This is a genomic window from Pseudomonas sp. ZY71, assembly GCF_036542145.1.
Classification (GTDB): Bacteria; Pseudomonadota; Gammaproteobacteria; order Pseudomonadales; family Pseudomonadaceae; genus Aquipseudomonas; species Aquipseudomonas koreensis_A.
This window is the reverse complement of record NZ_CP144274.1, coordinates 2,802,574-2,828,175: the sequence shown is the minus strand read 5'-3', so window position 1 is coordinate 2,828,175 and position 25,602 is coordinate 2,802,574. Positions and strand designations below refer to the sequence as shown.

The following is a 25,602-nucleotide window of genomic DNA, read 5'->3' as shown; positions in this document are numbered from 1 at the left end:
GGCCTTGTCTGTATTGCTATTCCCTCTAGCGGTAGTCCGGCAGCTGATTTTACCGATTCCACCATCAAAATTAAATTTTCCGCACACGCGACATCAGGCAATATGCTATTACTTATTGTCGACTTGCCTTCTAGGCCGAAATACTAAAATTTTATTAATCACACAGAAAAGGAATCGGTATGACAAATAAAAGTTACGTGATGTGGAACAACAAAGGTGGAGTGGGAAAAAGCACTATTACTTTTCATGTTGCTTCGGTATATGCAGAAGAAAATCCGGATCGCGACGTTGTCGTTATTGATATGTGCCCCCAAGCGAACGTCTCGATGATGCTGATGGGTGGTGGAAAGGAAGCAGAGATAAAACTCCAAGAATTCATCACATTAAGCACGCCAAAAACGGTTGTCGGGTACATTACTGACAGCATTACCCGCTCAGGGACCTCTGATTTAGATAAATACATCACCAAGCTAATTGATGTAAATCAGCACGTACCTGAAAACCTCTATCTTTTGTCTGGCGACGGAAACTTGGAGTTAATCGCTCCACTTCTGTCTGAGCGCGCAGATGCGACACCACTATCTGAGACAGATAAGCCATGGATCGACATTCATACAATTATAAAGGATTTGACAACCCGTCAATTAAGTGATCGCCCTTGCACTTACTTTATCGATACAAACCCTAGCTTCTCAGTTTATACGCAAATAGCTATCTTGTCCGGAGATTATCTATTAGTACCAATCAACGCTGATGACTCTTCGATATTCGCAATTACAGGACTATTTAATCTTATTTGGGGCACTGAAAAAACCCATCCAGTCTATGGTAAATATACTTTTTCATCAAAAGTAGATGCGTTCGGTATTGAGCGACCAAAGATAGCGCTGTTGTTAGGGAACAGATTTACTCAACAGAAAGGTGCTGCTCACGCGTTCAAAGCATTGTCTAATGAAGCAACAAAAAAAATGTACGAAGAGTACAGTAAAAACCCGGACAGATTCATTACTACGAAAGTTACTCCAAAGACACAATCTGAGTTTGAAGAAGCCTATAGTGTCGAGCTAAGGGATTTTAACAGCGCTGGTGTAGTCGCAGCGAACCAAGGAATCCCCATGAGTCGAATGGACAGAAATAAATACGAGGTATATGGCGAACAGATTCAAGTAGCCAAAGAGCAGCGAGATTTGTGTAAAAAGACTATTGAAGATCTGGTCCATAAACTCTGAATACGCCTGACCCTCTCAAAGGCTTTGCACATAACTCCATTCATAATTATCCCATCGGGTTTTAATGAATGGGGTTCTTGATATAACCATTTTCAGGCTTAGGTTGCCTAACTTCATGTCTTCTTCACTGGTGGTTTTAGTTTGAAGAAGGTTGACCTGAACACCTGCTATACTCTAGTCCACCCTGATCGTCCTTAGTATTGTAGAAACTTCGAATATCCAGTTTTGGTCGAAAGCAGCAACAAATATTTTTGTGTCAGTTCACTTTCTGCATAGATGCTCGTACTGGCACCGATTGAACGGCAAAAACAGCCTACTAAGACCATACAATTCAGGGCCTTGTTAGCCTCGGCAATACAAGCACTCCCGGCAATTTATCCAAGACCAGCCGCACCCTCTCCCCACCCTGCTCAATCACCACCCCATCCCCCTCCACAGCCACCAACTTCACCCCAGGCCCAACCTTCTCCCCCTGCAAAAAACTCCTCGGCGGCCCATCATTCAAACTCAATATAGCCACCGCCCCCCGACTCCCCGCCATCACCCCGCTCACCTTGATCTCCACCGGTGCCGTTTGATTGGAAAACCACTGCAACGCCGGGCTATCACTGCGCGCCGCCAGCAACTGCGGGGCGGCTGCCGGGGTGTGTGATTCGGCGGAGGTCAGCAGCAGCGACGACCACGTCGCTACGCCGACCAGCGCGGCGAGCAGTGCGAGGGCCTGGACCATTTGGGGTGGGGAAAAGCGTGCGGTGAAGGTCATGGGTTGAATCTCCTTTTTATCCCTGCTGTCAGCCTACGCGGCAATTCTCTCCGTTTTATTTCACACGCCTTACATGTTGGCCGTGCACGATGGCGCAGGACGCAAAGGAGCGCGCGCGTGATGAACAGGCAACAGGGTTTTACGCTGATCGAGTTGATGGTGGTGCTGGTGATCATCGGCATCGCCAGTGCGGCGATCAGCCTGAGTATCAAGCCGGATCCGTTGCAATTGCTGCGCAAGGATGCCGAGCGTGTGGTGCAGTTGCTGCAGGTGGCGCAGGCGGAAGCCCGCGCGGATGGCCGGGCGATTGTGTGGGTGAGTGATGCCAAGGGGTTTCGGTTTAGTCGGCGCAGTGACAGTGGCAAGGGGTTTGATCATTTCGCGCAGGATCCGCAGTTGCGGCCGCGTGCCTGGCAGAGTCCGAAGATGGAGGTGCGGGTGGAGCCGAAACAGAGGGTTGTGCTGAACGCTGAGTGGATCAATCCGCCGTTGCAACTGACGTTGTCGGATGGGTTGAATCGCTTGAGTGTGCTGCGTGATGGCAGTGGAAGGATCAGCCTGCAATGAAGCGCCAGCAAGGGTTTACGTTGATTGAGGTGATGGTCGCGATTTTGTTGATGGCGGTGGTGAGTCTGATTGCCTGGCGGGGGCTGGACAGTGTGACGCGGGCGGACAGTCATTTGCAGGCGAGCAGTGAGCAGAGTGACGGTTTGTTGCGCGCGCTGAATCAGTTGCAGCGGGATGTGGAGATGCGCGCGGGGATTGAGTTGACCGAGCCGAAGAAGGTTGGGGTGGATGATGAGCCGCCGACCGCCCCGCCCGCTCTGACTGTGCGCAGTAGCGACAGTAAGGGGTTTCGGCTGGACATTATTCGTACGGCGGCGGATCAGCCGGGGGCTTTGCAGCGGGTGCGGTGGTGGGTCAAGGGCGACACTTTGTATCGGGCGGTGGCTGAAGCGCGGAGTCGGTATCCGTTGCCGGCGCCTGGGAATGGGGTTGCTGTTTTGCAGGATGTCAGTGATGTGCAGGTGCGGGTTTGGGAGGTGGATAAGGGGTGGCGGCAGTTGAGTGGGAATCGGCGGGAGGATCCGTTGGGGTTGGAGATTCGGTTGAGTCGGGGGACTGCGCAGGGGGTGGAGAAGTATCGGCAGGTGATTGGGCCGTTGGAGTGATTTGCTGGCCATGAATTAAATGTGGAAGGGGATTGCTCGCGGGCGTGGTGGGTCAGTCAACATGGCTGTTACTGATGGATCGCTTTCGCGAGCAGGCTCGCTCCCACAATTGGATTGGGGGTAGTCAGTTGGAGGTTGGTTGGCTGTGAGGTCGTCATCGCGAGCAGGCTCACTCCTACAATTGGATTGGGGGTAGTCAGTTGGGGGTTGGTTGGCTGTTGGGCCGTCTTCGCGAGCAGGCTCACTCCTACAGTGGGATTGGGTGAGGTCAGTTGGGGATTGGTTGGATGTGAGGACGCCTTCGCGAGCAGGCTCGCTCCCACAGTTTTTAATTTGCGTACAACCCAAGCGGCAAAGCCGCCCCACTCAACAGGATGAGCGTTAGCTCGGCTGCAGCTTTTGATCTTGTTCCACGGGCGACGTCGGAAGGCTGAGTGGAGGGATTCATCCGGGGGTAGGAGCGCAGCGACCGTTTGGCGCAGCCAAATGCATCGAGAGGAGGTGCAGCGAAGCAAACCGTAGGCGATGCGCCCGGATGGATCCCGGAGCGAAGGAACCCCGAGCTTTAGCGAGCGGGCCGCACGCAGGAGCAAGCCTTTTGGGTTACCTTTTCGGCGTTTGGAAAAGGTGACCCGCCGTAAGGGCGGAACCCTAAGCGGCCGTTACCGCAGCAACGGATATGTACACGTTCAAACCAACTAACTCAAAACAACGACGCCACCCGGCAACTCGGTGCATTTGACGCCATAGGCATCCCGAATCAGCAGCGCGACACCGGCGAGTTGGTCAAGACTGAAGCGCGCCTGGACTCGGCGTTGGCCGAGTTCGCGGTTGAGCAGCAGCAACATGCCGGGGCGGTAGCGGTTGATTTCGTCGATCATCTGGCTGAGGGTTGCGCCGTTGAAGACCAGCACTTGTTGGCGCCAGTTCATCACGGCGGCTGTGTCGACACTTTGTACGCTGCCGACTTGCCGTGCGTCGTAGGTCACTTGCTGGCCCGGCTCGAGGCGCAGGCTACGACCTTCAACATCCACTTCAACCGCACCATCGAGGCAGGTCACGCAGACTTGCTGATCAGTGTTGCGCAGGTTGAAACGTGCCTGACTGGCGCGCAACCACCCTCCTCCAGCCTGCATCGCCAGCGGCAACCGCGCGGTCTGCACTTCGACTTCGCCGCTGACCAATTCGAAGCCCTGCACGCCGTTATCGATTGAGCGCTGATTGATCCGCGTCTGAGTATTCAGCTCCAGGCTCACACCCTGCGCCGGTTCAAAACGACGCTGCTGGCCAACTTCAGTGATGAAGTCCGCGCCCAGCCCTTCAAAACCACCAGGAATCGTCCCGCGCACCAGCAAAAACGCCGCCGACGCAGCAATCGCCCCCCCGAGAAAAGCACGTCGACCAAACCCGCGCGGCGCCTGCATTTGCTCCACGGCCGGTTGCAACTGCTGCCACAACCGCTTGGCCTCTTCGAACGCGCGGGCATGCTCGGCGCTCTGCGCACACCATTCGCGCAAGGCGCGGGCGTCGGCCACGGTGGCGCGGCCGGAGGTCAGCAGGACCAGCCAGTCGCGGGCTTCGCTGTGCAGATTGTCGGCCGCCGATGGCTCGGCAGGTGTCAGTCGAAAGATGTTCAAACGCGCAGATTCTCAACGAATTGATCGGGCACTATTCAGAAGACGGTTTTCCGGCCCCGCGACCGAACCGCTGAAACACTTTTCTTTCCAGTTTTGCGGCGCAGAAGCCCAATGCGGCTTTGATTTCCTTCTCGACCATGCGCGTGGAGATGCCGAAGCGCTGGGAGATTTCCAGGTGCGGCGCCTCCTCCAGACGCGCGGCGATGAAGATTCGGCGACGGCGTGCGGGCAGTTCGTAGAGGGCGTTGAGCAGTGACTGGATTTCCTTTTGCCCACCGACCACTCGCGCCGGGTCGAGGGCTTCGTCGCCGATTTGCAGCAGCTCCTCGACTTCCTCGCCGGTGAGCAGGCGCGCATCGGCCTGGCGCCGGTCGGCGGCGATGTTCAGGGCCATGCGATAGAGGTAGGCATTCGGCCGCAGGACGTTCGGCGGCGTCTCCATGCGGTCGACGCGCAGGTAGGTTTCGTGCAGCACGTCGTTGGCCAGATCCTCCGAGCCGAGACGCCGGCGCAGGCGCACCCGAAAGTCCTCGTAGGACGTCAGGAACAGTTGGACCATCGAACCTTGTCCGGTGTCTTTCATCCCCCGGAAACTCCTTCCCATTTGGTGCATTCCATGCGTTTTCCTGACGACTCCGGTAACAACAGCAACGTGACCGGCTGACGCAAGGCGCTGGGCGTCGGCCGGTCGATTTTGAGATTGCGAAAACTTTCCACCAGCGCGTTGTCGCGCCGTACATCGCCGGTCGAAGTGACCAACCGGTTGTGCTGCACCAAACCATCGCGGCCAACCCAGACCTGCAACACCGCGCGATAACTGCCCGGACGGGTCAGCGGCGAGCGACACAGGTTGCGCTCGATCGCCGCTTGCACCGCCGTGGCGTAACTGCGGTTGACCGCGACGCTTTCCGGCGTCTGTTTTTGTGCCGGCGCCGGCACGTCTTCGACCTGCGCCACTTGCAAGGTAAACGCATCGTCGCGGGCATACCGCGCCATCAAACCACTGCCGCCGAGCAATCGACGCAGGGCATCGGCGGCGGTGTATTCACCGTCCACCGCGAGCGAACGTCGACCGCGACTCAACTGACTGTCGACCAGCACCGCAACGCCAGTGGCGTGGCTGTACTGATCCAGCGCGTGTGCCAGATCCTGTGCCGGAATGTGCAGCGTCATGCGCATATCCGCCGGCACCGCGTCGGCCATGGCGTGGCCCACTGAACAGCCGAGCAGCCACCCCAGACACATCCGGCGCACAAGCCTCGTTGAACGCTGAAAACCGTCCGTGGAATTGCCTCGCTGCACGGCTGACGAATCCTTGGAAATCGTCATCCTGAGGGCTGTTTATGAATCTGGTGTGACGGGCGGTGCAAAAAAACCATCACGGGAATTGCGCACGGCTTGCACTAGACTCAAGCCAAAGCGCGGCCCCTCCGGGCCGGCCAGGAGGCGAGCATGAACACACTGTGGCGATTAAGCCTTGGCGGGCTGTTGTTGATGGCGCTGGCGAGCGCCTATGCCGAGGAACCGTTGGGCTGTGTCGAGGTGACGGTCGGCGGTTACAAGGCGCCGAATTACGACTGTTTGAGCCAGCAGATGGGCAATAACCCGCAAGGTGCTGCGGCGGCGGAGAAGAATCAGGAGGCGCTGAATGTGCCGGTGAATAAGCGGCCGCCGAATCAGGTTGGGCTCGCGACGCCAGCGGCGACCAGTACGCGGATGGGCAATACGTTTGGTACCTCGGTGAAACCGCAACGCCCACCGCAATGACACGCCACCGATCGTTCCTACGCTCCGCGTGGGAATGCCTCAACGGACGCTCCGCGTTCGGCTCTGGAGGGGACGCGGAGCGTCCCGGGCTGCATTCCCACGCAGAGCGTGGGAACGATCATTGCGGGCTCAATCGCTTGGGGTTTGGCGGAAGCTCACCGCGAGGCGATTCCAGCTGTTGATGGTAGTCACGGCCATGGTCAGGTCAACCAGTTCGCCTTCGCTGAATTGCTCGCGCGCCTGCTCATAAACGTCATCAGGCACACGGCTCTCCGCCAACAACGTCACCGCCTCGGCCCAAGCCAGCGCCGCACGTTCGCGCGGGTTGAAGAAGTTGCTGTCGCGCCACACCGCGATCGCATACAACCGCCGATCACTCTCCCCGGCCCGCCGCGCATCCACCGAATGCATATCGGTGCAGAACGCGCAGCCATTGAGCTGCGAGGCGCGGATCCGGATCAATTGCAGCAGCGGCTGCTCGATGCTGAGATTGCTGGTCAGCGCCTCCATGGCAATCATCGCTTTCATCGCCTTGGGCGAAGCGTTGTAGTAATCCAGGCGCGGGGACATGGCGGTTCTCGGTGGACGGAATAATGAGTTCACCGTAAACGCCGACAGCCATGCATTACAGCCCCAATTGCACGGAAAACCGCTACACCAATCACCATGAGCCGAGCACGAATCCCTGTAGGAGTGAGCCTGCTCGCGATAGCGGTGTGTCAGGCAACATTTTTGTCGGATGTGCCACCGTCATCGCGAGCAGGCTCACTCCTACAGGGGATTGGGGCCAATTTCGGGTTTTTCGGGTAGGCAACTATTGCCGATCACGCTTCAGCGGTAATCTGGCAGGCACGCCAAATAGCCTCGGGAGCCTCGTCGGTATGGAACTTCACGTCGTGATCAACGGCCGCAAGGATCTTGCCGGTCAGTTGTATCAGCAACTGCGCGGGGCCATCGAGTCCGGGCGCTTGGCCGCTGGCACACAACTGCCGCCCAGCCGTCTGCTCGCCGAGCAACTGGGCATCTCGCGCAAGACCATTTCCGATACCTACGCGCAACTGACTTACGAAAACTTCCTCACCGGGGTCATCGGCAAAGGCACCTACGTCAACGCCCGTCCGGCGCAGATCCAGCGCAAGCAAAGCCACAGCGAACTGGCCAGTGCCGAAGTGATCGAGAGCTGGCGCAATCTGCCGGTGTTCCTGCGCCATCCGACGCTGGAAGGCTCGCTGCGCTACGACTTCATCGGCGGCGCCACCAGCAAGGGCCAGTTTCCGCAGGATGACTGGCGCCGCTGCGTCGCCCATGCGATGCGCCAGATGAGCCAGTCGAAAGGTTTCTACAGTGTCGCCGAAGGCCTGCCGGCGCTGCGCAATGCGATTGCCCGGCACATCGCGTTTTCCCGCGGGATCAACTGTCAGGATGAAGACATCGTCGTGTGCAACGGCGCGCAACAGGCGCTGGACCTGATCACCCGTGTGCTGATTCGCCCCGGCAGTCGGGTGGCGATGGAAGATCCGGGTTATCCGCCGGCACGCCTGTTGTTCGGCACCCATGGCGCCGAGGTGGTCGGGATTCCGGTGGATGCCGAGGGCATTCAGGTCGAGCACATCCCCGATGGCACGCGCCTCATCTATGTCACGCCGTCGCACCAGTTCCCGCTGGGCATGCCGATGAGTCAGGCGCGCCGCGAAGCCTTGCTGGCTCGCGCCCACGAACTGGGTGCGATCATCATCGAGGACGACTATGACAGTGAGTTTCGCTACGAAGGCCGGCCGACCGATTCGCTGTACAACCTCGACCAGCGCGGCATCGTCGCCTACGTCGGCACCTTCTCGAAAACCCTGCTGCCGGAGTTGCGCCTGGGTTATGCGATTTTGCCGCCGGCGATTCTCGAGGCGGTGATCCGCGCCAAGCAGCTCACCGATCTGCACGCCTCGACCCTGCCGCAATGGGCGCTGGCCAAGTTCATCGCCGAGGGCTGCCTGCTCAAGCATATCCGCCGCTGTCACGCCATTTATGCCCAGCGCCGCGAGCGGATTCTGGTGCGCATGGCCAGCGATCTGGCGCCATGGCTGGAGGCGGTACCGGCCAGTGCCGGTTTCCACATGGCGGTGTTCTGCAAGGTGCCGATCGACTTGCCGCTGGTAATCGAACTGGCAAAAAAAGTCGAAGTCGGGCTGTACTCGATCAATGGTTTTTATCATCAGCAACCGGCGAAGAACGGCCTGTATTTCGGCTTCGGCGCCATCGAAACCCTCGACATCGACATTGCGCTGGATCGCCTGCGCGACATCCTCCAGCAGGTCGCCTGAGCGATTGGCCTGAAGATTTAACCGCCGATTGGTTATTGGTGTTCCGGGGGTGCAGGCCTATCCTGCACAGGCGTTATCCCTCAATGAGCAGGATTCGTCCGGCCTGATTCAGGAGTGTGAGCAATGTCCAACGAAGTGATCAATACGGTCCAGGTGCAGGCTGCGGCCGGCCGCTCGGATGAACTGGGCCGGCAACTGCAGAAGATCGTCGAGACCCTGCGCGAAACACCGGGCTGCGATTCCTACCTGGTCGACCGCTGCCCCGAGGACAGCCACCGCTGGACGGTCAGTGCCCGCTGGCAGTCGGAAGCGGCGATGCAGGCGCATTTCAAGCGGCCCGAGGCGCAGGGGTTTATTGACCTGATCGATAGTCGGTTGGCCAATAGCGTTGATTTCAATAGTTTCCCTATCGTCTGATCTGACGCCTTCGCGAGCAGGCTCGCTCCCACAGGGTTATTTGTTGTTCACAAAATAGGTGAGCAACCGCAGAACCTGTGGGAGCGAGCTTGCTCGCGAAGGCGTACTCCGCCACACCGATAACCTTTCTGAAACCCCGCCAATTGGTCACCCAATCTTCCCGAATATTGGCCGTTTGAATGCTTACCCCTGCGGACTACTGTGATTGCACCCCCAATCCTCACAGGTAACCCGCCATGAAAGCCCTGCCCTTCTTCGCCGCCGCCCTCGCCCTGAGCCTTTGCACCTCGGCCGCCTTCGCCCACGACCCGTCGGAAAAAGTCACCGTCCTGCAAGACCAGATGCTGAAAAACGCTCCCGGCAAAAAAGCCATGATGATCGAGGTCGACTACAAACCCGGCCAGTCCTCCATTGCCCACAAACACGACGGCACGGCGATGGCTTATGTGCTCGAAGGCGAAGTGATTTCCCAGGTCAAAGGTGAACAACCGATTACCTACAAGAAGGGCCAGTTCTGGTACGAGCCTGCTGGTTCCGAACATTTGGTCTCGAAAAATGCCAGCCAAAGCAAACCTGCGAAGTTACTGGTGTTCATGGTGCTGGCCCCGGATGAGCAAGTGTTGATCCCGCTGAAAAACTGATGGCTGTTTAACCAGCCATAAATAAACGGGCGCAAATCGACGATTGGCGCCTTTTTATTTCCCGGGGCAATTAGTGATTAAGGGTTAAAGCGAATCAGACTATTGCTCAGCTTTTATTACAGCAAATTGTCAGCTTGGCGGGTTTAGTCTGAATTAACTGTCGTCGCCGACGGCATTTCAAACTTTCCGACTGATGTTGTTTCACGGGAGAAACACCATGAAACTTGCGTTCACCAGTGTACTGGCGATATCGGTTTTAGCTCTGTCAGCCTGTTCGGTACCCACCGCACCCCAAGCCATTTCCTCACTGGACACCCTGCTCCCCCATCCCACCGGCCGCAGCAGCGCCACCCAGGTAAAAAGCGGTCCCGGCGTGTCGCTCGGCGTGGTCTACAGCCCAAGCACCCAAACCAACCGCGAGTACCTGCGCGACTATCAAGCCAACGCCGGCACCGGTTTCGGCCAGAGCCTGCTGGTGCAACCGATCCACGACGCCTACGTCGCCAGCTCGAAACCGGACATGGCGGTGGAATGGGTCAACGCCTCGCTGCAACGCCAGTTCGGCTCGGTGACGGTGTATCCGGACATGCAAAGCCTGCGTGCGGCCAAGCCTGATGTGGTGGCGATTGTCGACACCCACAGCCAGTTGATTACCTCGCGCAGTTCCGACATCACGGCGGATGTCAGTGCCGATTTTTATGATGCGCAGTTGAACTATATCGGTACGGCGAAAGGTTCGGATGCTCGGGAATTGACGCCAGTATGGGCGGACTTCAAGCGGTCGGAAGAGATAGTGGCGGATATTAATCAGCAGCAGGATGTGCAAGTTCGGGCGTTGCAGAAGTTTGACCAGTCGCTCAACAATTTAGTCGCAAGGCCTGCGGATAAAGTGTCGATACTGGATAGTAAACAAGGTCAGAAGTTGTATTGATATAAAGGGCGCCATCGCGAGCAGGCTCACTCCTACAGTTGGAATGCGTACCCCCTGTAGGAGTGAGCCTGCTCGCGATGGCGCCGCATCAGGCACCAAAAAAACCTCAGACATAAAAAAGCCCCGGCATCTCACGACACCGGGGCTTTTTCATTCAGCCACTACTTACGCCAATTCAAGCTCGGCATTCGCAGCAACAGCAGGCACTACCGCTTGCCCGCTCAACGCCAGATCCAGCAGTTCACGGTTGGCCACGGCATACATGGCGTAGTCCGTGCCGCTCGCAGCACGGATTTCCACCAGCATGGCGCGCCAGCGCGAGATCATGCTTTCGTGCTGCTCCATCCACAGCGCCAGACGTGCTTCCACGTCCAGCGTGCCGTCGCCCTGTTGCAGGACGGAGATGGTGATCGCGCGTTGCTGCCAGTCGACATCGTCACGGAACGCTTCACGGGCCAGGGCTTGCCAGTTGTTTTCAACCGGCAGCGCACTGATCTGTTGCAGGTACCAGGTGATGTCCAGCGCACTGCCCACGGCAAAGTAAGCTTTCGCCACTTCGGCAGGGTTCTGGCCAGTCACGTCGGAGGCTTCGATGATCGGCAGCAGGGTGTACAGGTGCGAGGTGCCCGCAACCATACGCGCCAGCAATTCCGGTACACCGGCTTCGACGTACGCCTGATAACGCGCCTGCCAGTTTTCACGGATTTCGCCGCTCAGCAGTTCGTCGAGTTTCAGACCCAGCTCTTTCAGGTGCGGACCGAAATGCGCGACGTCACGGGCAGCGTTCTGCTCGTTGCGACGGGCACGCAGGAACCAGCGTGTAGCGCGACGGCCCAGACGCATCAGTTCGTCCATCAGCTCCAGCTGCACATCAGCGGAAACCTGATAGTCCAGCGCTTCGATCTGACGGAACCAGTGCGGGAGGTGGAAGATGTCGCGCACGATCACATAAGCGCCAGCGACGTTCGCCGGGCTCATGCCGGTCGACTCTTTGAGTCGTTGAACGAAGGTGATGCCCATGTGGTTGACCAGGTCGTTGGCGATCTGGGTGCTGACGATCTCGCGCTTCAGACGGTGACGACGCATGGCTTCGGAGAACTTGCTGACCAGGGTCGGCGGGAACGCCGTTTCCATGTCGCGGGTCAGGTAATCGTCGTCCGGTACCAAGGAGCCCAACAGCTGCTCTTTGAGGTCGATCTTGCTGTAGGAGATCAGTACCGACAGCTCAGGACGGGTCAGACCGTGGCCTTCAGCAATACGCTCGTTGATCTGCTCTTCGGTCGGCAGGAACTCGATGGCACGGTCCAGCTTGCCGCGGCCTTCCAGATCGCCCATCAGACGCTTGTACTCAGCGATGCGCGCGTAAGCACGACGCGCCGCCAGGGACAGCGCCTGAGTCTGCTTGTAGTTGTTGCCCAGCACCAGATTGCCGACTTCGTCGGTCATGCTCGCGAGCAACTGGTTGCGTTGCTTGTCGGTCATGTCACCGGCCTGAACCACTTCGTTCAGCAGGATCTTGATGTTCACTTCGTGGTCGGAGCAGTCGACGCCACCGGCGTTGTCGATGAAGTCAGTGTTGGAACCGCCGCCATTCAGACCGAATTCCACGCGACCCAGTTGGGTCATGCCGAGGTTACCGCCCTCGCCCACGACTTTGCAGCGCAGTTCGTTGCCGTTCACGCGCAGCGCATCGTTGGCCTTGTCGCCGACATCGGCGTGGCTTTCAGTGCTGGCCTTGACGTAAGTACCGATACCGCCGTTCCACAGCAGATCCACCGGCGCCTTGAGCAAGGCGTTCAGCAGTTCGGTCGGGGTCAGCTTGTCAGCCTTGATGTCGAAGCGTTCCTGCATCTGCGGGGAGATCGCGATGCTCTTCGCGCTGCGCGAGAAGATACCGCCACCTTCGGACATGATGCTGGTGTCGTAGTCGGTCCAGGCCGAACGCGGCAGGTCGAACATGCGCTGACGCTCGACGAAGCTGGTCGCCGGGTTCGGGTTCGGGTCGATGAAGATGTGCAGGTGGTTGAAGGCCGCGACCAGTTGCAGCTTGTCGGACATCAACAGGCCGTTACCGAACACGTCACCGGCCATGTCGCCGACGCCCACTACGGTGATGCTGTCTTCCTGAACATTGATGCCGCGCTCGCGGAAGTGACGTTGTACGCCAACCCACGCGCCTTTGGCGGTAATGCCCATTTTCTTGTGGTCGTAACCGGCCGAACCACCGGACGCGAACGCGTCACCCAGCCAGAAGCCGTAGTCGATGGCGATGCCGTTGGCGATATCGGAGAAGGTTGCAGTGCCCTTGTCCGCTGCTACTACCAGGTACGGGTCGTCATCGTCGTGGCGAACCACGTTCAATGGCGGCACCAGCGCGCCGTCTTTCAGGTTGTCGGTGATGTCCAACAGACCGGAAATGAAGATGCGGTAGCAGGCGATGCCCTCGGCCGCGATCTCGTCACGGCTGCCGCCCAGTGGCAGACGACGCGGCAGGAAGCCGCCCTTCGCACCCACTGGCACGATGACCGAGTTCTTCACTTGCTGGGCTTTTACCAGGCCGAGGACTTCGGTACGGAAGTCTTCTTCACGGTCGGACCAGCGCAGGCCACCACGAGCGACGTTACCGAAGCGCAGGTGCACGCCTTCAACGCGTGGCGAGTAGACGAAGATTTCGAACTTCGGCACTGGCTTCGGCAGTTCAGGGATCGCGTGCGGGTTGAACTTGAAGCTGAAGTACGACTTGTTCTGGCCGTTGGCATCAGTCTGATAGAAGTTGGTCCGCAGGGTGGCTTTGATCAGGTCGAGGTAACGACGCAGGATGCGGTCTTCGTTGAGCACCTGGACGTCGTCCAGTGCGGTCAGAATCGCTTGTTCCAGACGCAGTTGCTTGTCTTCCAGATCGTCGTCGCTGAGTTTGCGCGCCAGATAGAAGCGGGTCTTGAACAACCGGGTCAGCTCGCGAGCGATGTCGGTGTGGTTGTTCAGGGTGCTGGCGATGTAACCCAGATCGAAGCCCAGACGAATCTGCTTCAGGTAACGCGCGTAAGCACGCAGCAGCGCCACGTCGCGCCAAGGCAGGCCGGCGGTCAGTACCAGACGGTTGAACGCATCGTTTTCGGCGTCGCCGCGAACGATGTGGACGAAGGCGTCCTGCAGGGTGTCGTTGAGTTGCTGGATGTCGAGGTCGAGGCCTTCAGCGGCAGTGAACGCGAAATCGTGAATCCAGAACTCGCGGCCATTGGTGTGACGCAGACGGTACGGGAATTCACCCAGCACGCGCAGGCCGAGGTTTTCCAGAATCGGCAAGACGTCGGACAGCGCCAGCGGCGTGTCGGCGTGGTACAGCTTGCAATGTAGCTCGCGCTGGCCGGAGACCTGACCGAGCGGCTGATAGAAGCTCATCACCAACGGATTTTTTTCGTTGAGGCTCAGCAGGTGCTGCATGTCGACCACGGCCGAATGCGCAGCGAAACGCTCGCGGTAACCGGCCGGGAAGCCTTTCGGGAAGTCGGCCAGCACATTGGTGCCGTGGGCTTCGCCGAAGCTTTCGACGGTCAGTGCGGCGTAGTCGTCCTGCCAGCTGCGGCAGGCTTGCACGACTTCTTTTTCCAGCAGCACCGGGTCGATGTCGAGACGGTTTTTCGGATCGACACGCAGGATCAACTGCACGCGCGCCAGTACCGACTCGGAGAAGAATGTCCAGAATTCGCAATCGGAAGCCTTCAGGCGTTCCATCAGCACTTGCTGGATCTTCTGGCGAACTTCGGTGGAGTAGATGTCGCGCGGCACGTAGGCCAGGCAGTAGCAGAAACGCCCGTACGGGTCTTTGCGCAGGAACACGCGGATCTTGTTGCGTTCCTGGATCTGCACGATCGACATCACCGTGGTGAACAGTTCGTCGACCGGGGTCTGGAACAGATCATCACGCGGCAATACTTCGAGAACCTGCGCCAGTTCCTTGCCCAAGTGAGCCTTGGACTGGAAGCCGGAGCGCGTTTCGATTTCTTCGACCTTGCGGCGGATGAACGGGATGACCCGCACGCTCTCGCCATACACCGAAGAGGTGTACAGGCCCATGAAGCGGTGTTCTTTGATGACTTTGCCGTCAGCGTCGATTTCACGGATCGACACGTAGTCCGGGTACGCCGGACGGTGCACGCGGCTTGGATGCGCAGCCTTGGCGAACGACAGCAGGGTCGGTTCGCGCAGGTAAGCAACGGCGTAGTCTTCGATGCGCAGGTCATCGTAGGTCAGGCCAGTGCGCAGCAGTTTGGTCAGGCCGAGGAAGGAGTTCTGGTCGTACTCGATATGGCCGCCATCGGCCTGATCGGTGACCACGAATTCTTCATAGCCGAGGAAGGTGAAGTGGTTGCCCACCAGCCATTCCAGGAAGCTTTTGATTTCGTTCTTTTCGTCGGCATCGACGGCGAAGGCGCTGTTGTCGAGTTTGGTGAGGATTTCCTGCACCTTGGCTTTCATCGGCTCGAAATCGGCGACCGCGACGCGGACTTCACCGAGAACCTGTTCCAGCTCTTTGCTCAGCACATTCAGTTCGGCCGCGTTGGCGCAGCGGTCGATTTCCAGGTACATCAACGACTCTTGCAGAATGCCGTCGCCCTGGGTGCCTTTCGGCAGGATTTCCAGCAACTCGCCCTTGCTGCCACGGCGTACGCTGAGCACGGTGGTTTGCAGGGTGTGGATGCTGTAGCCGCGGCGGTTCAGCTCGGTGCGGACCGAGTCGACCAGAAATGGCAGGTCGTGGTGCAGCACTTCGACCGCGGTGTGGGTCGACTGCCAGCCATGACGCTCGTAATCGGGGTTGTAGACGCGCACTTGCGGTTGCGCGTGATCGAAGCGCTCAAGCAGGCGCCACGCAGAGAGAGTACAGCCAGCGAGGTCGGAGAGGCGACGTTGAGTCAGCTCGTCCAGGGAAATGATGCCGAAGAATTGTTCAGCGAACAGCGCCACTTGTGGCAGTGCCTGTTCACTGATGTGCTGCGCCAGTGCCGCTTGCAGTTGGTGCTGGAAGTCGGCTTTGCTGGCTGCGGTGAAGAACGCCATCTGTGGTACTCCGCTTAAGCTTGTTATTGATGGAAAGCGTCGCGTGCAACACCCCTTTCGGGGCTTGTGTCGCCCTGTTCCTGATTCTCGGGCAGAGGAAACAGGGGGACAGGTGGGTGAAGCTGGACGGGACACTCAGGTCACATTCACCTTCCATAGAATGAGCATCTGCAAAAGCGACTGCCAGCGGTGCCGACAATGCCTTTACGGGTGCTCATCCGTTGCGCAGCTTAAAGGGTGCGACAATGTGTCTGCTTGCGGTGCTGCGACATATTCGGTCATTGGCACGTAAACCGAGGCTTTGGCAACGATAAACACTAGCACTCGTGGCGCAAAACGCCGGGTTGCATGCCCGTATTTACGGGACATTCGTGCCAGATGCAGACCTTTTTCCTCTACATATCCAGAAACGAAAACGCCCAAGGCCGTTCTATCGACCTTGAGCGTGGCATCGGGTTCAGCGCCAGCGGTTGATGCCGATCAGTCGGGCAGCTCTTCGTAAGCGCGAAATCTGCTCACGGTGGCGCAGTCGTAGCACTGCATCTGCAGGGTCAATTTATCCATGCTGGCGTCGATGTTGCTGGAGTCGCACTCGCGGCAGAACAGCTGTGGATGGTCGAATTGCGGCGCGGCGATCGGCGACCCCGTGAGAAACCGAGGCACAAACTCGTCTCGCCAGAACAGCCCCGGCGACTTGGAAAAACCGCCACCACTGTCCTTGAGCACGACGTCGTAAAGCAGACGGGTCATGGCCGGCTGCGGCACGCGCGAATCGCGGTAGCTGTCCTTGCGCCAGTTCTCCGCCAAGGCGAGTTGCGCAGTGCTCTGCATGTTGCGCGGAATCGTGTTGGAGGCGTGGGTGCGGCCCTTGGAGTTGCCGGTAGCATAGAAGTGCGCGGCACTTTTCACCGCCACTCTGGCGAAGTAGTAGATCTGGCTGACCGAGAAATTCTGCAGCAAAGTGCCGATCACCGAGTCGGCGCGGGCTTCGGCGGTGAACGCCATACCGACCTGATTGGCCAACAGGTGAACGTATTGAATCGACTCCTCCCGCGCGAGCCTGAAGATCAATGCGTACAACTCACGCTTCCACCCTGGCAGCACAGGCCCGGACAACTCTTCGTACAGCGCCAGATAGAGCGTATCGCGCGTGCAGCGCACGCCTTCGTCCAGCGCGACGTTGGCTCGCCAGTAAATGGTCGAACAAGTGCTGATGCTGAAATCGTCGGCCCGATTGAACGCCCGAATGTCCGATGCCGTATCGACCTGCAAGGCGCCCGCCTCGTGCAGGCCTTTCACCAGCTCTTCACTGAAAGTTTCAGTGGACGTGAGCTTTTCTCCTCTGAGTTCAGCATCGAGCGCGGCAATGCGTTCGCCTGCGCCTTGGCCGCCGTCATCCAGTAATGCCAGCAGAGCAAGTTTTTGCTGGAATCCAAGACTGGTAAAGGGCACCGGTGGGCGTGGTGTGCCGTAACGCATGGCTAAATCACTGCGGTCACGTTCGGCCTGATCGGCGATTTGCTGTTTGCGCAGTCGGACACAGGCATCACAACCACACACGTTGCGTCGCGAGCCAAAACCGGCGGTGAAGTATTGATGCTCGCAATTCACACATTTGTAAGCGCTGCGCAGGGAAACCGGCGCCCCCCGGGCGGGCCGGCGCATCCACATCGGCAAATCGCAATACGGGCATCTCAGGTCGGCGCTGACAATCGGCGGCAGTACTTTCAGCACACTGCGTACCGTGTCCGCGAGCTTGTATTCGGCGATCAAGTCTGCGGTTTTCTCGCCGTTGAGATAGCGCTGGTAAAGCGCTTCAACCTGTTCCTCGGACAGATGCCGGATTTCTTGCGCCCATTCGAAATACTGCTTCATCAAAAGAGATCCTTTTTTTCATGTCGTCCATCGCACTCCCTTGCGCTCGAGCAGCAAAATCTGACGGTAAAAAGCCTTCAAAACAAGCGAAAACACCTCTAACTCACGCCATCTATCGGCTTTTCAAAAACCCTACGAGGCCGTCGGATATTTCGTACCCGCTTAGACGAAACATCCTTAAGAGCACGCCCTGGCCCAACGATGTTCAGCAGAATTTTCCTCAGACTGGCAAAATCGCCTTTTTGCGTCCCGCCTGCCGCGCCCGCCCAACCAGGAATTCCCCATGCAAATGACCACCGCCCTACTCATCGTCAACCCGTGCGATGACGAAGAAGACAACATGGCCATGCTCTGCTGCCACAGCGACAAGGGCGACATGTTCCTGATGAGTCGCTACCCGGACGAGGACGAGCTGGAGATCACGCTGGATGGCGAGCCTTCGACGCTCGACGGGGTGAAAGTGACATTGACTTCGACGCTGTTGAAGATCGAGATCGCGGCGGCGGATGCCGATGCGCTGAACGGGGATGATGTGCTGGAGATCAGCTTTAACCCGGACATGGTTGATCTGGATGAGGTTGTCGAGACCTTGACGAACATCCTTGATGGGACGGGTACCTTCATTAACGAAGTTTGATTGCGCTCGAACTGGCCCCATCGCGAGCAGGCTCACTCCTACAGGTCCGTGTACGACGATCCATTGTAGGAGTGAGCCTGCTCGCGATAGGGCCGGCACAGGCAACCAATCACTCCCCCGCTACAAAAATTCAACAAATCCCCCAGTCATTTCCCGCACTTTGCGCAAAATGCCGTTAGTCGCCACCCCCTGCGATGGATTAAAGTAACGCCCCCAGCCCCGGCGTTATCCGAACGCCTGTGGCCACCCCTTTCCAGGAACAGTCACCGATGGAACATCGTGAAGCGCTGCTGGCGCTGCGAACCTTTCTTTCAACGCAGATTCTCGGCCAGGAAAAACTCATCGAGCGTTTGCTCATCGCCCTGCTCGCCGACGGCCACATGCTGGTCGAGGGCGCGCCGGGTCTGGCCAAGACCAAAGCGATCAAAGAACTCGCCGAGGGCATCGAAGCCCAGTTCCATCGCATCCAGTTCACCCCGGACCTGCTGCCGGCCGACATCACCGGCACCGAAATCTATCGTCCGGAAACCGGCAGTTTCGTGTTCCAGCAGGGGCCGATCTTCCACAACCTGGTGCTGGCGGACGAAATCAACCGTGCCCCGGCCAAGGTGCAATCGGCGCTGCTCGAAGCCATGGCCGAGCGTCAGGTCAGTGTTGGCCGCAGCACCTATGAGTTGTCGCCGCTGTTTCTGGTGATGGCCACGCAGAACCCGATCGAGCAGGAAGGCACTTACCCGCTGCCGGAAGCCCAGCTCGACCGTTTCCTGATGCACGTGAAAATCGGTTTCCCGGACGCCGCCGTCGAACGCCGCATTCTGCAGCAGGCGCGTGGCGAAGCGTTGAACGGTGAAACCAAGCCTGAACGCCGCGTCAGCCAGCAGGCGATCTTTGCCGCGCGCAAGGAAATCCTCGGTCTGTACATGGCCGACGCCGTGGAGGAATACCTGGTGCAACTGGTCATGGCCACGCGCAACCCGGCCAAGTTCGACCCGGAAATGGCCGAGTGGATCGCCTACGGCGCCAGCCCGCGCGGCTCGATCGCCCTCGACCGCTGTGCCCGCGCCCACGCCTGGCTGGCCGGTCGCGATTTCGTCAGCCCGGAAGACATTCAAGCGGTGCTGTTCGACGTGTTGCGTCACCGCATCATTTTGTCGTTTGAAGCCGAAGCCGCCGGCATCGATCAGGATCGGGTGGTGCAGCGGATTCTCGACGTCGTAGCCGTCGCTTGACCCCCATGAACGCCCCCCTGCCGTCCGAACCGGGTATCCGCGTCAGCCTCGCCGAGCTGATCGAGATGCGTCACCGCGTGCGCGAAGTGCAGCTGTTTTCCACGCCGAGTCAGCGCAGCCCGCTGATCGGCCTGCACCATTCGAAATTCCGTGGTCGCGGCGTCGACTTCGATCAAGTGCGCGTCTATCAGGCCGGCGACGACGTGCGCACCATCGACTGGCGCGTGACCGCACGTACGCAAGAGCCGCACACCAAGCTGTTCCATGAAGAGCGCGAACGGCCGATTTTCATCATGGTCGAGCAAAGCACGCGGCTGTTTTTTGGTTCCGGGCTGATGTTCAAATCGGTGCTCGCGGCGCAAGTCGCGGCGTTGATCGGCTGGGCCGCGCTCGGCCATAACGACCGGGTTGGCGGGCTGGTGTTTGGCGACAACGAGCACTACGAAATCAAACCGCGGCGCAGCAAACAGAGCCTGCTGCAATTGCTCAACCGTCTGGTCAAGGTCAATCAATCGCTGCACAGCGAGCGTGAGCCGGATCGCGATGCGTTCGGCGTGGCCCTGCGCCGCGCCCGCGAAGTGTTGCGCCCCGGCAGTCTGGCCATCGTGATCTGCGACGAACGTGCACTGTCCGACAGCGCCGAACAACAGCTCAGCCTTTTATCGCGTCATTGCGACCTGTTGATGTTGCCGATTTCCGATCCGCTGGATCACGCCCTGCCTGCTGCCGGCCTGCTCAGATTCGCCGAACGCGGCGCGCAACTCGAACTCGACACGCTGAACTTCGATCTGCGCCAGACCTATCGCGCCCAGGCCGAAGCACGCATCGCTCGCTGGGAATTGCTCGCGCAAAAGCTGCGGGTATTGCTGATGCCGCTAAGCACGCAGAGTGAAATGGTCGAGCAGATGCGCGAATTCCTCAATCCGCAGCGTCCGGGGAAAGGTCGATGAACGGCCTCGAACAACTGCAACCGCTGATCTCGCCGCCACCGATCGCCTTCTGGCCGCCGGCACCGGGCTGGTGGTTGCTGCTGTTGTTATTGCCGCTGCTCGGTTTTGCCGCGTGGAAGCTGCGCCGCTTCATTCCCATCAAGAAACGTCCGATCGTGCGTGCCGAACAGCCGCTCGACCCAGTGCGCATCGCCGCCCTCGCTGAACTCGCACAAATGCCCAAACCCTACGACGGCGCCCCGGCCGGTGCCTGGCTGCAGCAACTCAACGGCCTGCTCAAACGCCTGTGCCGCAACCACTATCCCTACAGCCAGAGCCACACCCTCAACGGGCGTAAATGGCTGGCCTTTCTCGATAATCGTTGCCCGGCGGCGGGCCTGACGCGCTGGATGGTGCTGGTCGAAGGCGCGTACAAACCAGAATGCAAACTCGACGACAAAGCCATCGCCGGCCTGACCCAAGCCGTCGACACGTGGATTCGCAAACATGTTTGAGTTCGCCTGGCCGTGGATCTTCGTGCTGGTGCCGCTGCCGTGGCTGATGCGCCTCGTGCTGCCAGTGGCCGACAGCGGCGAGCCGGCGCTGAAAGTGAGCTTCCTCGCCGATCTGGAAGGCCTCGCCCGCCGTCGCGCTCGCGCCAACCTGCCTGCGTGGCGTCAACAGGCGCCGTTCATGCTGCTGTGGCTGTTGCTGCTGACTGCCGCCGCCCGCCCGCAATGGCTCGGCGAACCACTGCCGATTGCCGCCAGCGGGCGTGATCTGCTGGTCGCGGTTGACGTGTCCGGCTCGATGGATTTCCCCGACATGCAGTGGCAGGACGAAGAAGTCAGTCGCCTGACGCTGGTGCAGCATCTGCTCGGAGATTTCCTCGAAAGCCGCGATGGCGACCGGGTCGGCCTGATCCTGTTTGGCAGTCAGGCTTATCTGCAAGCGCCGCTGACGTTTGATCGCCACACCGTGCGTGTGTGGCTCGACGAAGCGCGCATCGGCATTGCCGGCAAGAACACTGCGATCGGCGACGCCATCGGTCTGGCGCTGAAACGCCTGCGCATGCGCCCGGCGCAAAGTCGCGTACTGATTCTGGTCACTGACGGCGCCAACAACGGCGGCGAAATCGATCCGCTGACGGCGGCAAAACTGGCCGCCAGCGAAGGCGTGAAGATCTACCCGATCGGCATCGGCGCCAATCCTGAGGACAGCGGCTCAACCGGCCTGCTCGGCGTCAATCCGAGCCTGGACCTCGACGAGCCGGCGCTCAAAGCCATCGCCGAAGTCACTGGCGGCCAGTATTTCCGTGCCCACGACGGCAAAGAGTTGCAAGCGATCAAGGACACCCTCGACCAACTCGAACCGGTGACCCAGCAACCGACCCAGGCGCGCCCGGCGCAAGCCTTGTATCACTGGCCTCTGGCGCTGGCGTTGTGGTTGAGCCTATTGCTGGTCGCCCGTGAATTGTGGCCGGACAACCCGTTGCAACGCCTGTTCACCAAGGAGCTGTATCTGCAAAGTCCGCTGCCTGACTGGCGCGAGCGCCTCAAGCGCCTGCGTCTGCGGAGGCGCCGATGATCGCGCTCTGGCCGCACTGGTTCCGTCCATGGTGGTTGCTGTTGCCGCCGCTGCTGGGCTGGCTGATCTGGCAACTCTGGCACCGACAGAAACGCGCCGGGCGCTGGCAGATGATTTTGCCGCCGGCGTTTCATGCCACCCTGCTCAGTGGCGGCAATGGTCGCGACAGCAAACTGCCGTGGATCGCCCTTGGTGTGGCGTGGCTGCTGACGGTTCTGGCGCTGCTCGGGCCGAGCTGGGAGCGCGTTGAACAGACCAGCCAGAAACCCGCCGACCCGTTGGTGGTGGTACTGGAGCTGACCCCGGAAATGCTCGCCACCGACTCGCCGCCGACACGACTGGAACAGGCGCGGCGCAAGCTGTTCGACCTGTTGCAGGCACGCAGCGATGCGCAGACCGCGATCGTCGTCTACGCCGGTAGCGCGCACACGCTGGTGCCGCTGTCGGATGACCTCGCGACCAGTCGCAATTTGCTCGACGCGCTCAAACCGTCGCTGATGCCGGAAAGCGGCCATCGTGCCGACCTGGCCGTGAGTAAAGCGCTGGCCCTGCTGAAACAGGGTGCGCTCGGCCAAGGTCGGATTCTGCTGATCGGCTCGTCGCTCGATGAAGCAGAACGCCAAGGCATTCGCCGCGCCCTCAACGGGCAATCGACGCAACTGTTGATGCTCGGCATCGGCACCGCTGAAGGCGCACCAATCGCTCAAGAGGACGGCAGTTTCCTCAAGGACGAGCAAGGCGCGATTCGCGTGCCGCAACTCGACAGTCCGGGCCTGAGCGCGTTCCTCAACAGCGTCGGTGGCGAATACCACCCTGCTCGCCTCGACGAAGCGGATCTTGGCGCGCTCGGTCTGCTCAACGGCCCGCGCAGTCTGCGCGACGATGGCCAGACCGTGCGCCTCGATACCTGGGCCGATCAAGGTTACTGGCTGCTGTTGCCGCTGTTATTGCTCGCGGCGTGCGCCGGGCGACGTGGCTGGTTGTTCTGCCTGCCGTTGCTGTTTTGCTTGCCACAGCCGAGCTACGCTTTTGACTTTGAGGATTTGTGGCTGCGTCCCGATCAACAGGGCCTGCACTTGCTCAAACAGAAGCGCCCGGCCGAAGCCGCGCAGCATTTTGACGATCACCAATGGCAAGGGGTGGCGTTGTACGAGGCCGGCGACTACAGTGGCGCCGCTCAGCGTTTCGCCGAAGGCAGCGATGCCCGCGCCCACTACAATCGTGGCAACGCTTTGGCGAAAAGCGGTGAGCTGGAAGCGGCAATCGACGCCTATGAACAGGCCCTGGAACTGCAGCCGGATTTGCGTCCGGCGCAGACCAACAAGGCCCTGGTAGAAAACCTGCTCAAGCAGAAAAACACACCGCCGCCCGCCGAGCCGGACACCCAGCCCAGCGAACAGCAAAGTCTGCCGGGCGACGAACCAGCGCCCGCGACCACGCCGCCGCCGGCGGTAAAAAGTGAAACCCAGAGCGAAGCGCAACCGAGCGAATCGGCCAGCGAACCGCCACCGACTACACCGCCGCAGCCAGGCCCCAACGAAGTGCCGGGCAGCGCCGAGGAAGAACAAACGGACACCGTGCCGACGCAGCGCCCGAGTGAAGACAACCTCCAAGGCGAGCAGCGTCAGGCGCTGGAACAATGGCTGGGCAAGATCCCGGATGATCCGGGCGAACTGCTGCGACGCAAATTCTGGTACGAACAGCAACAACATCAGGATCAGGAAAACACTCGATGACCCGCTTCACCGCTCTCTTGCTGCCCCTGCTGCTCTGCACGGCCACCGCTCAGGCGGCCGAGCTGACGGCCAGTGTGGATCGCAGTCGCCTGAACTCCGGCGAGACGGTCGAGCTCACCCTCGAAACCAGCGACGTCACCCAGTTTGGCAAACCCGATCTGACCGCGCTGGAAGCGTTGTTCGAAGTGCGCGGCACGCGCCAGGTCAACCAGCTCAACACCCTCAACGGTGACAACCGCGCGACCACGCGCTGGATCATCACCCTGCTGCCGAAAGAGAACGGCAGCGTGGTGATTCCGCCGCTGCAACTAGGCGATGCGCAGAGCCAGCCGATCACCGTGCAAGTGGTCGAAAGCGACACCCGCGAGAACAAGAACAGCCTTGATCCGGTGTTCATCGAGGCCAGCCTCGATCAGTCCAGCGTCTATGTGCAGGCGCAGGCGATCCTGACGTTGCGCATCTACCATTCGGTGTCGCTGTACGACGACAGCAGCCTGACCCCGCTGCAAATCGCCGATGCGCGCATCGAGCAACTCGGCGACACGCGCACCTATGAAAAAGACCTCAACGGCGTGCGCCACGGAGTGATCGAAATGCGCTATGCGATCTACCCGCAACACAGCGGTTTGCTGACCATCGCACCGCAGACATTCAGCGCCACACTGGTCGACACGCAGCCGTCACAGGATGCCAATGCACAGGGGCCGAAACCGGGCAAACTGATGCGCGTCAGTTCCGCCGAAATCCCCCTGACCGTGAAACCCAAGCCACTGACCTATCCGGTCGACGCGCCATGGCTACCCGCGCGCAGCCTGAGCCTCAGCGAAAGCTGGAACCCGGAACCGGAACACACTCAGGTCGGCGATTCCCTGACCCGCAGCCTGACGTTGAAAGTCGAAGGTCTGGCTGCCTCGCAACTGCCGGCGCTGCCCGCTACCGACGTCAACGGCCTGCGCCGCTACCCCGATCAACCAGTGCTGAGCAACCAGAGCACCGACCGCGGCATTGTCGGCAGCCGCGAAGAGCGCGAAGCCCTGGTGCCGAGCCGCAGCGGCACCATCGACTTGCCGACCGTGGACATGGTTTGGTGGAACACCTTCGAAGACCATCTGGAACACAGCAGCCTGCCCGCGCGCACCCTGCAAGTGGCCAACAACCCGAGCCTGCAAGTCGACACCCCGGCCGGCACTCTGCAGGTGAGCGTCGTCGATAACGACGTGCTGTGGTGGTGGAAACTCAGCACCCTGATCCTCGCCTGCACCACCCTGCTCGGCTTCGGCCTTTGGTGGCGCGCGCGCTGGCAACCGGCAGTGCACCGCGCCGCCCAAACTGGCCCGAGCCCACGCACGTTGATGGATGACATCAAGCGTGCGAGCCAGGCGAATGATCCGCAGGCGACGCGGCAGGCACTGGATGCCTGGGCGCGGCAGCAACCTGAGACATTGGCGGATATGGCTGCGCGGTTTGTGCCGTTGTCGGATGCGCTGGATGGGTTGAATGGTGCGCTGTACAGCGAGACGGGGCAGCATTGGCAGGGTGAGGATTTGTGGCGGGCGATCCGCACGATTCCGACCGCTGAGCGCGTACACGACCCAGTGGGTGACAGTGGCCTGCCACCGCTTTATCCGAAGTAAAAGAAAAAGATCGCAGCTGCGACAGCTCCTGCAGAGTAAACA

The 25,602-nt window shown here is 59.7% G+C and carries 22 protein-coding genes; 15 read left to right on the top strand and 7 right to left on the bottom strand.

The window, feature by feature from the left end:
- Nucleotides 1-179 precede the first annotated feature (179 nt).
- Nucleotides 180-1,229 carry a ParA family protein gene (locus VY732_RS12600; protein ID WP_331695572.1) on the top strand — a complete coding sequence of 350 codons (1,050 nt, stop codon included), beginning with the start codon at nt 180-182 and terminating at the stop codon, nt 1,227-1,229.
- Between the two features lie 331 nt (nt 1,230-1,560).
- Here VY732_RS12600 and VY732_RS12595 read toward each other — a convergent pair whose 3' ends face one another.
- A complete protein-coding gene (locus VY732_RS12595) occupies nt 1,561-1,992 on the bottom strand; it encodes a type II secretion system protein N (RefSeq protein WP_331695571.1) in 432 nt (143 codons plus the stop codon).
- 120 nt (nt 1,993-2,112) lie between these two features.
- Here VY732_RS12595 and VY732_RS12590 point away from each other — a divergent pair, with 120 nt between their 5' ends.
- Entirely contained in the window at nt 2,113-2,559 is a 447-nt protein-coding gene (locus tag VY732_RS12590; RefSeq protein WP_331695570.1) for a GspH/FimT family pseudopilin, read from the top strand.
- Nucleotides 2,556-3,164 (top strand): prepilin-type N-terminal cleavage/methylation domain-containing protein, encoded by a 609-nt coding sequence (locus tag VY732_RS12585; protein ID WP_331695569.1) that lies wholly within the window; start codon nt 2,556-2,558, stop codon nt 3,162-3,164. Before VY732_RS12590 ends, VY732_RS12585 begins: the two co-directional genes overlap by 4 nt.
- Before the next feature lie 698 nt (nt 3,165-3,862).
- Here the strand turns inward: VY732_RS12585 and VY732_RS12580 are convergent.
- The 3 genes from VY732_RS12580 to VY732_RS12570 are packed head-to-tail and all read right to left on the bottom strand — an operon-like array spanning nt 3,863 to nt 6,046.
- Nucleotides 3,863-4,801, bottom strand: a complete 939-nt coding sequence (locus tag VY732_RS12580) for a FecR family protein (RefSeq protein ID WP_331695568.1) — start codon at nt 4,799-4,801, stop codon at nt 3,863-3,865.
- 31 nt (nt 4,802-4,832) lie between these two features.
- The gene (locus VY732_RS12575; protein ID WP_008087984.1) at nt 4,833-5,384 is read right to left on the bottom strand and encodes an RNA polymerase sigma factor; all 552 of its coding nucleotides are present in this window, start codon (nt 5,382-5,384) and stop codon (nt 4,833-4,835) included.
- Nucleotides 5,381-6,046, bottom strand: a complete 666-nt coding sequence (locus VY732_RS12570) for a secretin and TonB N-terminal domain-containing protein (protein ID WP_331695862.1) — start codon at nt 6,044-6,046, stop codon at nt 5,381-5,383. Before VY732_RS12570 ends, VY732_RS12575 begins: the two co-directional genes overlap by 4 nt.
- A 207-nt stretch (nt 6,047-6,253) precedes the next feature.
- On the opposite strand from VY732_RS12570, the gene VY732_RS12565 reads away from it, so the two are divergent.
- On the top strand, nt 6,254-6,568 hold the full coding sequence (locus tag VY732_RS12565) for a hypothetical protein (RefSeq protein WP_331695567.1): 315 nt from the start codon (nt 6,254-6,256) through the stop codon (nt 6,566-6,568).
- A gap of 129 nt (nt 6,569-6,697) precedes the next feature.
- On the opposite strand, the gene VY732_RS12560 is transcribed toward VY732_RS12565, so the two are convergent.
- Complete coding sequence (locus VY732_RS12560; RefSeq protein WP_331695566.1) at nt 6,698-7,138, bottom strand: carboxymuconolactone decarboxylase family protein; 441 nt, start codon at nt 7,136-7,138, stop codon at nt 6,698-6,700.
- 311 nt (nt 7,139-7,449) lie between these two features.
- Here VY732_RS12560 and pdxR point away from each other — a divergent pair, with 311 nt between their 5' ends.
- The 4 genes from pdxR (at nt 7,450) to VY732_RS12540 (ending at nt 10,872) form a co-directional block, all read left to right on the top strand.
- On the top strand, nt 7,450-8,883 hold the full coding sequence (gene pdxR, locus VY732_RS12555) for a MocR-like pyridoxine biosynthesis transcription factor PdxR (protein WP_331695565.1): 1,434 nt from the start codon (nt 7,450-7,452) through the stop codon (nt 8,881-8,883).
- Nucleotides 8,884-9,006: 123 nt separating this feature from the next.
- Nucleotides 9,007-9,300, top strand: coding sequence for a putative quinol monooxygenase (locus VY732_RS12550; protein WP_331695564.1), 294 nt, complete (start codon nt 9,007-9,009; stop codon nt 9,298-9,300).
- 236 nt (nt 9,301-9,536) lie between these two features.
- Nucleotides 9,537-9,941 carry a cupin domain-containing protein gene (locus VY732_RS12545; protein WP_116029092.1) on the top strand — a complete coding sequence of 135 codons (405 nt, stop codon included), beginning with the start codon at nt 9,537-9,539 and terminating at the stop codon, nt 9,939-9,941.
- Between the two features lie 217 nt (nt 9,942-10,158).
- Entirely contained in the window at nt 10,159-10,872 is a 714-nt protein-coding gene (locus tag VY732_RS12540; RefSeq protein WP_331695563.1) for an ATPase, read from the top strand.
- A gap of 165 nt (nt 10,873-11,037) precedes the next feature.
- On the opposite strand, the gene VY732_RS12535 is transcribed toward VY732_RS12540, so the two are convergent.
- Both VY732_RS12535 and VY732_RS12530 read right to left on the bottom strand, forming a co-directional pair.
- Nucleotides 11,038-15,933, bottom strand: a complete 4,896-nt coding sequence (locus tag VY732_RS12535; RefSeq protein WP_331695562.1) for an NAD-glutamate dehydrogenase — start codon at nt 15,931-15,933, stop codon at nt 11,038-11,040.
- A 480-nt stretch (nt 15,934-16,413) separates the two neighbouring features.
- Entirely contained in the window at nt 16,414-17,808 is a 1,395-nt protein-coding gene (locus VY732_RS12530) for a hypothetical protein (RefSeq protein WP_331695561.1), read from the bottom strand.
- A 283-nt stretch (nt 17,809-18,091) separates the two neighbouring features.
- Between VY732_RS12530 and VY732_RS12525 the strand changes: the two genes are divergently transcribed.
- The 7 genes from VY732_RS12525 (at nt 18,092) to VY732_RS12495 (ending at nt 25,560) form a co-directional block, all read left to right on the top strand.
- Nucleotides 18,092-18,445, top strand: coding sequence for a hypothetical protein (locus VY732_RS12525; protein WP_007913918.1), 354 nt, complete (start codon nt 18,092-18,094; stop codon nt 18,443-18,445).
- A 269-nt stretch (nt 18,446-18,714) separates the two neighbouring features.
- The gene (locus VY732_RS12520) at nt 18,715-19,674 is read left to right on the top strand and encodes an AAA family ATPase (RefSeq protein ID WP_007913915.1); all 960 of its coding nucleotides are present in this window, start codon (nt 18,715-18,717) and stop codon (nt 19,672-19,674) included.
- A gap of 5 nt (nt 19,675-19,679) precedes the next feature.
- Nucleotides 19,680-20,624: a DUF58 domain-containing protein gene (locus tag VY732_RS12515; protein WP_116029096.1), complete on the top strand. Its 945-nt coding sequence runs from the start codon at nt 19,680-19,682 to the stop codon at nt 20,622-20,624.
- Nucleotides 20,621-21,118, top strand: a complete 498-nt coding sequence (locus tag VY732_RS12510; protein WP_077573233.1) for a DUF4381 domain-containing protein — start codon at nt 20,621-20,623, stop codon at nt 21,116-21,118. The genes VY732_RS12515 and VY732_RS12510 overlap by 4 nt, the downstream gene beginning before the upstream one ends.
- Nucleotides 21,111-22,190 carry a vWA domain-containing protein gene (locus VY732_RS12505; protein ID WP_007950106.1) on the top strand — a complete coding sequence of 360 codons (1,080 nt, stop codon included), beginning with the start codon at nt 21,111-21,113 and terminating at the stop codon, nt 22,188-22,190. Before VY732_RS12510 ends, VY732_RS12505 begins: the two co-directional genes overlap by 8 nt.
- On the top strand, nt 22,187-23,926 hold the full coding sequence (locus VY732_RS12500) for a tetratricopeptide repeat protein (RefSeq protein WP_331695560.1): 1,740 nt from the start codon (nt 22,187-22,189) through the stop codon (nt 23,924-23,926). Before VY732_RS12505 ends, VY732_RS12500 begins: the two co-directional genes overlap by 4 nt.
- Nucleotides 23,923-25,560 carry a BatD family protein gene (locus tag VY732_RS12495; RefSeq protein WP_331695559.1) on the top strand — a complete coding sequence of 546 codons (1,638 nt, stop codon included), beginning with the start codon at nt 23,923-23,925 and terminating at the stop codon, nt 25,558-25,560. The genes VY732_RS12500 and VY732_RS12495 overlap by 4 nt, the downstream gene beginning before the upstream one ends.
- Nucleotides 25,561-25,602 lie beyond the last annotated feature (42 nt).

What these genes read in the sequence shown, in the direction of transcription:
- VY732_RS12600 (WP_331695572.1), top strand. Translation starts at nt 180, where the DNA reads ATGACAAATAAAAGTTACGTGATGTGGAACAACAAAGGTGGAGTGGGA.
- VY732_RS12595 (WP_331695571.1), bottom strand. Translation starts at nt 1,992, where the DNA reads ATGACCTTCACCGCACGCTTTTCCCCACCCCAAATGGTCCAGGCCCTC.
- VY732_RS12590 (WP_331695570.1), top strand. Translation starts at nt 2,113, where the DNA reads ATGAACAGGCAACAGGGTTTTACGCTGATCGAGTTGATGGTGGTGCTG.
- VY732_RS12585 (WP_331695569.1), top strand. Translation starts at nt 2,556, where the DNA reads ATGAAGCGCCAGCAAGGGTTTACGTTGATTGAGGTGATGGTCGCGATT.
- VY732_RS12575 (WP_008087984.1), bottom strand. Translation starts at nt 5,384, where the DNA reads ATGAAAGACACCGGACAAGGTTCGATGGTCCAACTGTTCCTGACGTCC.
- VY732_RS12570 (WP_331695862.1), bottom strand. Translation starts at nt 6,046, where the DNA reads ATGTGTCTGGGGTGGCTGCTCGGCTGTTCAGTGGGCCACGCCATGGCC.
- VY732_RS12565 (WP_331695567.1), top strand. Translation starts at nt 6,254, where the DNA reads ATGAACACACTGTGGCGATTAAGCCTTGGCGGGCTGTTGTTGATGGCG.
- VY732_RS12560 (WP_331695566.1), bottom strand. Translation starts at nt 7,138, where the DNA reads ATGTCCCCGCGCCTGGATTACTACAACGCTTCGCCCAAGGCGATGAAA.
- pdxR (WP_331695565.1), top strand. Translation starts at nt 7,450, where the DNA reads ATGGAACTTCACGTCGTGATCAACGGCCGCAAGGATCTTGCCGGTCAG.
- VY732_RS12550 (WP_331695564.1), top strand. Translation starts at nt 9,007, where the DNA reads ATGTCCAACGAAGTGATCAATACGGTCCAGGTGCAGGCTGCGGCCGGC.
- VY732_RS12545 (WP_116029092.1), top strand. Translation starts at nt 9,537, where the DNA reads ATGAAAGCCCTGCCCTTCTTCGCCGCCGCCCTCGCCCTGAGCCTTTGC.
- VY732_RS12540 (WP_331695563.1), top strand. Translation starts at nt 10,159, where the DNA reads ATGAAACTTGCGTTCACCAGTGTACTGGCGATATCGGTTTTAGCTCTG.
- VY732_RS12535 (WP_331695562.1), bottom strand. Translation starts at nt 15,933, where the DNA reads ATGGCGTTCTTCACCGCAGCCAGCAAAGCCGACTTCCAGCACCAACTG.
- VY732_RS12530 (WP_331695561.1), bottom strand. Translation starts at nt 17,808, where the DNA reads ATGAAGCAGTATTTCGAATGGGCGCAAGAAATCCGGCATCTGTCCGAG.
- VY732_RS12525 (WP_007913918.1), top strand. Translation starts at nt 18,092, where the DNA reads ATGCAAATGACCACCGCCCTACTCATCGTCAACCCGTGCGATGACGAA.
- VY732_RS12520 (WP_007913915.1), top strand. Translation starts at nt 18,715, where the DNA reads ATGGAACATCGTGAAGCGCTGCTGGCGCTGCGAACCTTTCTTTCAACG.
- VY732_RS12515 (WP_116029096.1), top strand. Translation starts at nt 19,680, where the DNA reads ATGAACGCCCCCCTGCCGTCCGAACCGGGTATCCGCGTCAGCCTCGCC.
- VY732_RS12510 (WP_077573233.1), top strand. Translation starts at nt 20,621, where the DNA reads ATGAACGGCCTCGAACAACTGCAACCGCTGATCTCGCCGCCACCGATC.
- VY732_RS12505 (WP_007950106.1), top strand. Translation starts at nt 21,111, where the DNA reads ATGTTTGAGTTCGCCTGGCCGTGGATCTTCGTGCTGGTGCCGCTGCCG.
- VY732_RS12500 (WP_331695560.1), top strand. Translation starts at nt 22,187, where the DNA reads ATGATCGCGCTCTGGCCGCACTGGTTCCGTCCATGGTGGTTGCTGTTG.
- VY732_RS12495 (WP_331695559.1), top strand. Translation starts at nt 23,923, where the DNA reads ATGACCCGCTTCACCGCTCTCTTGCTGCCCCTGCTGCTCTGCACGGCC.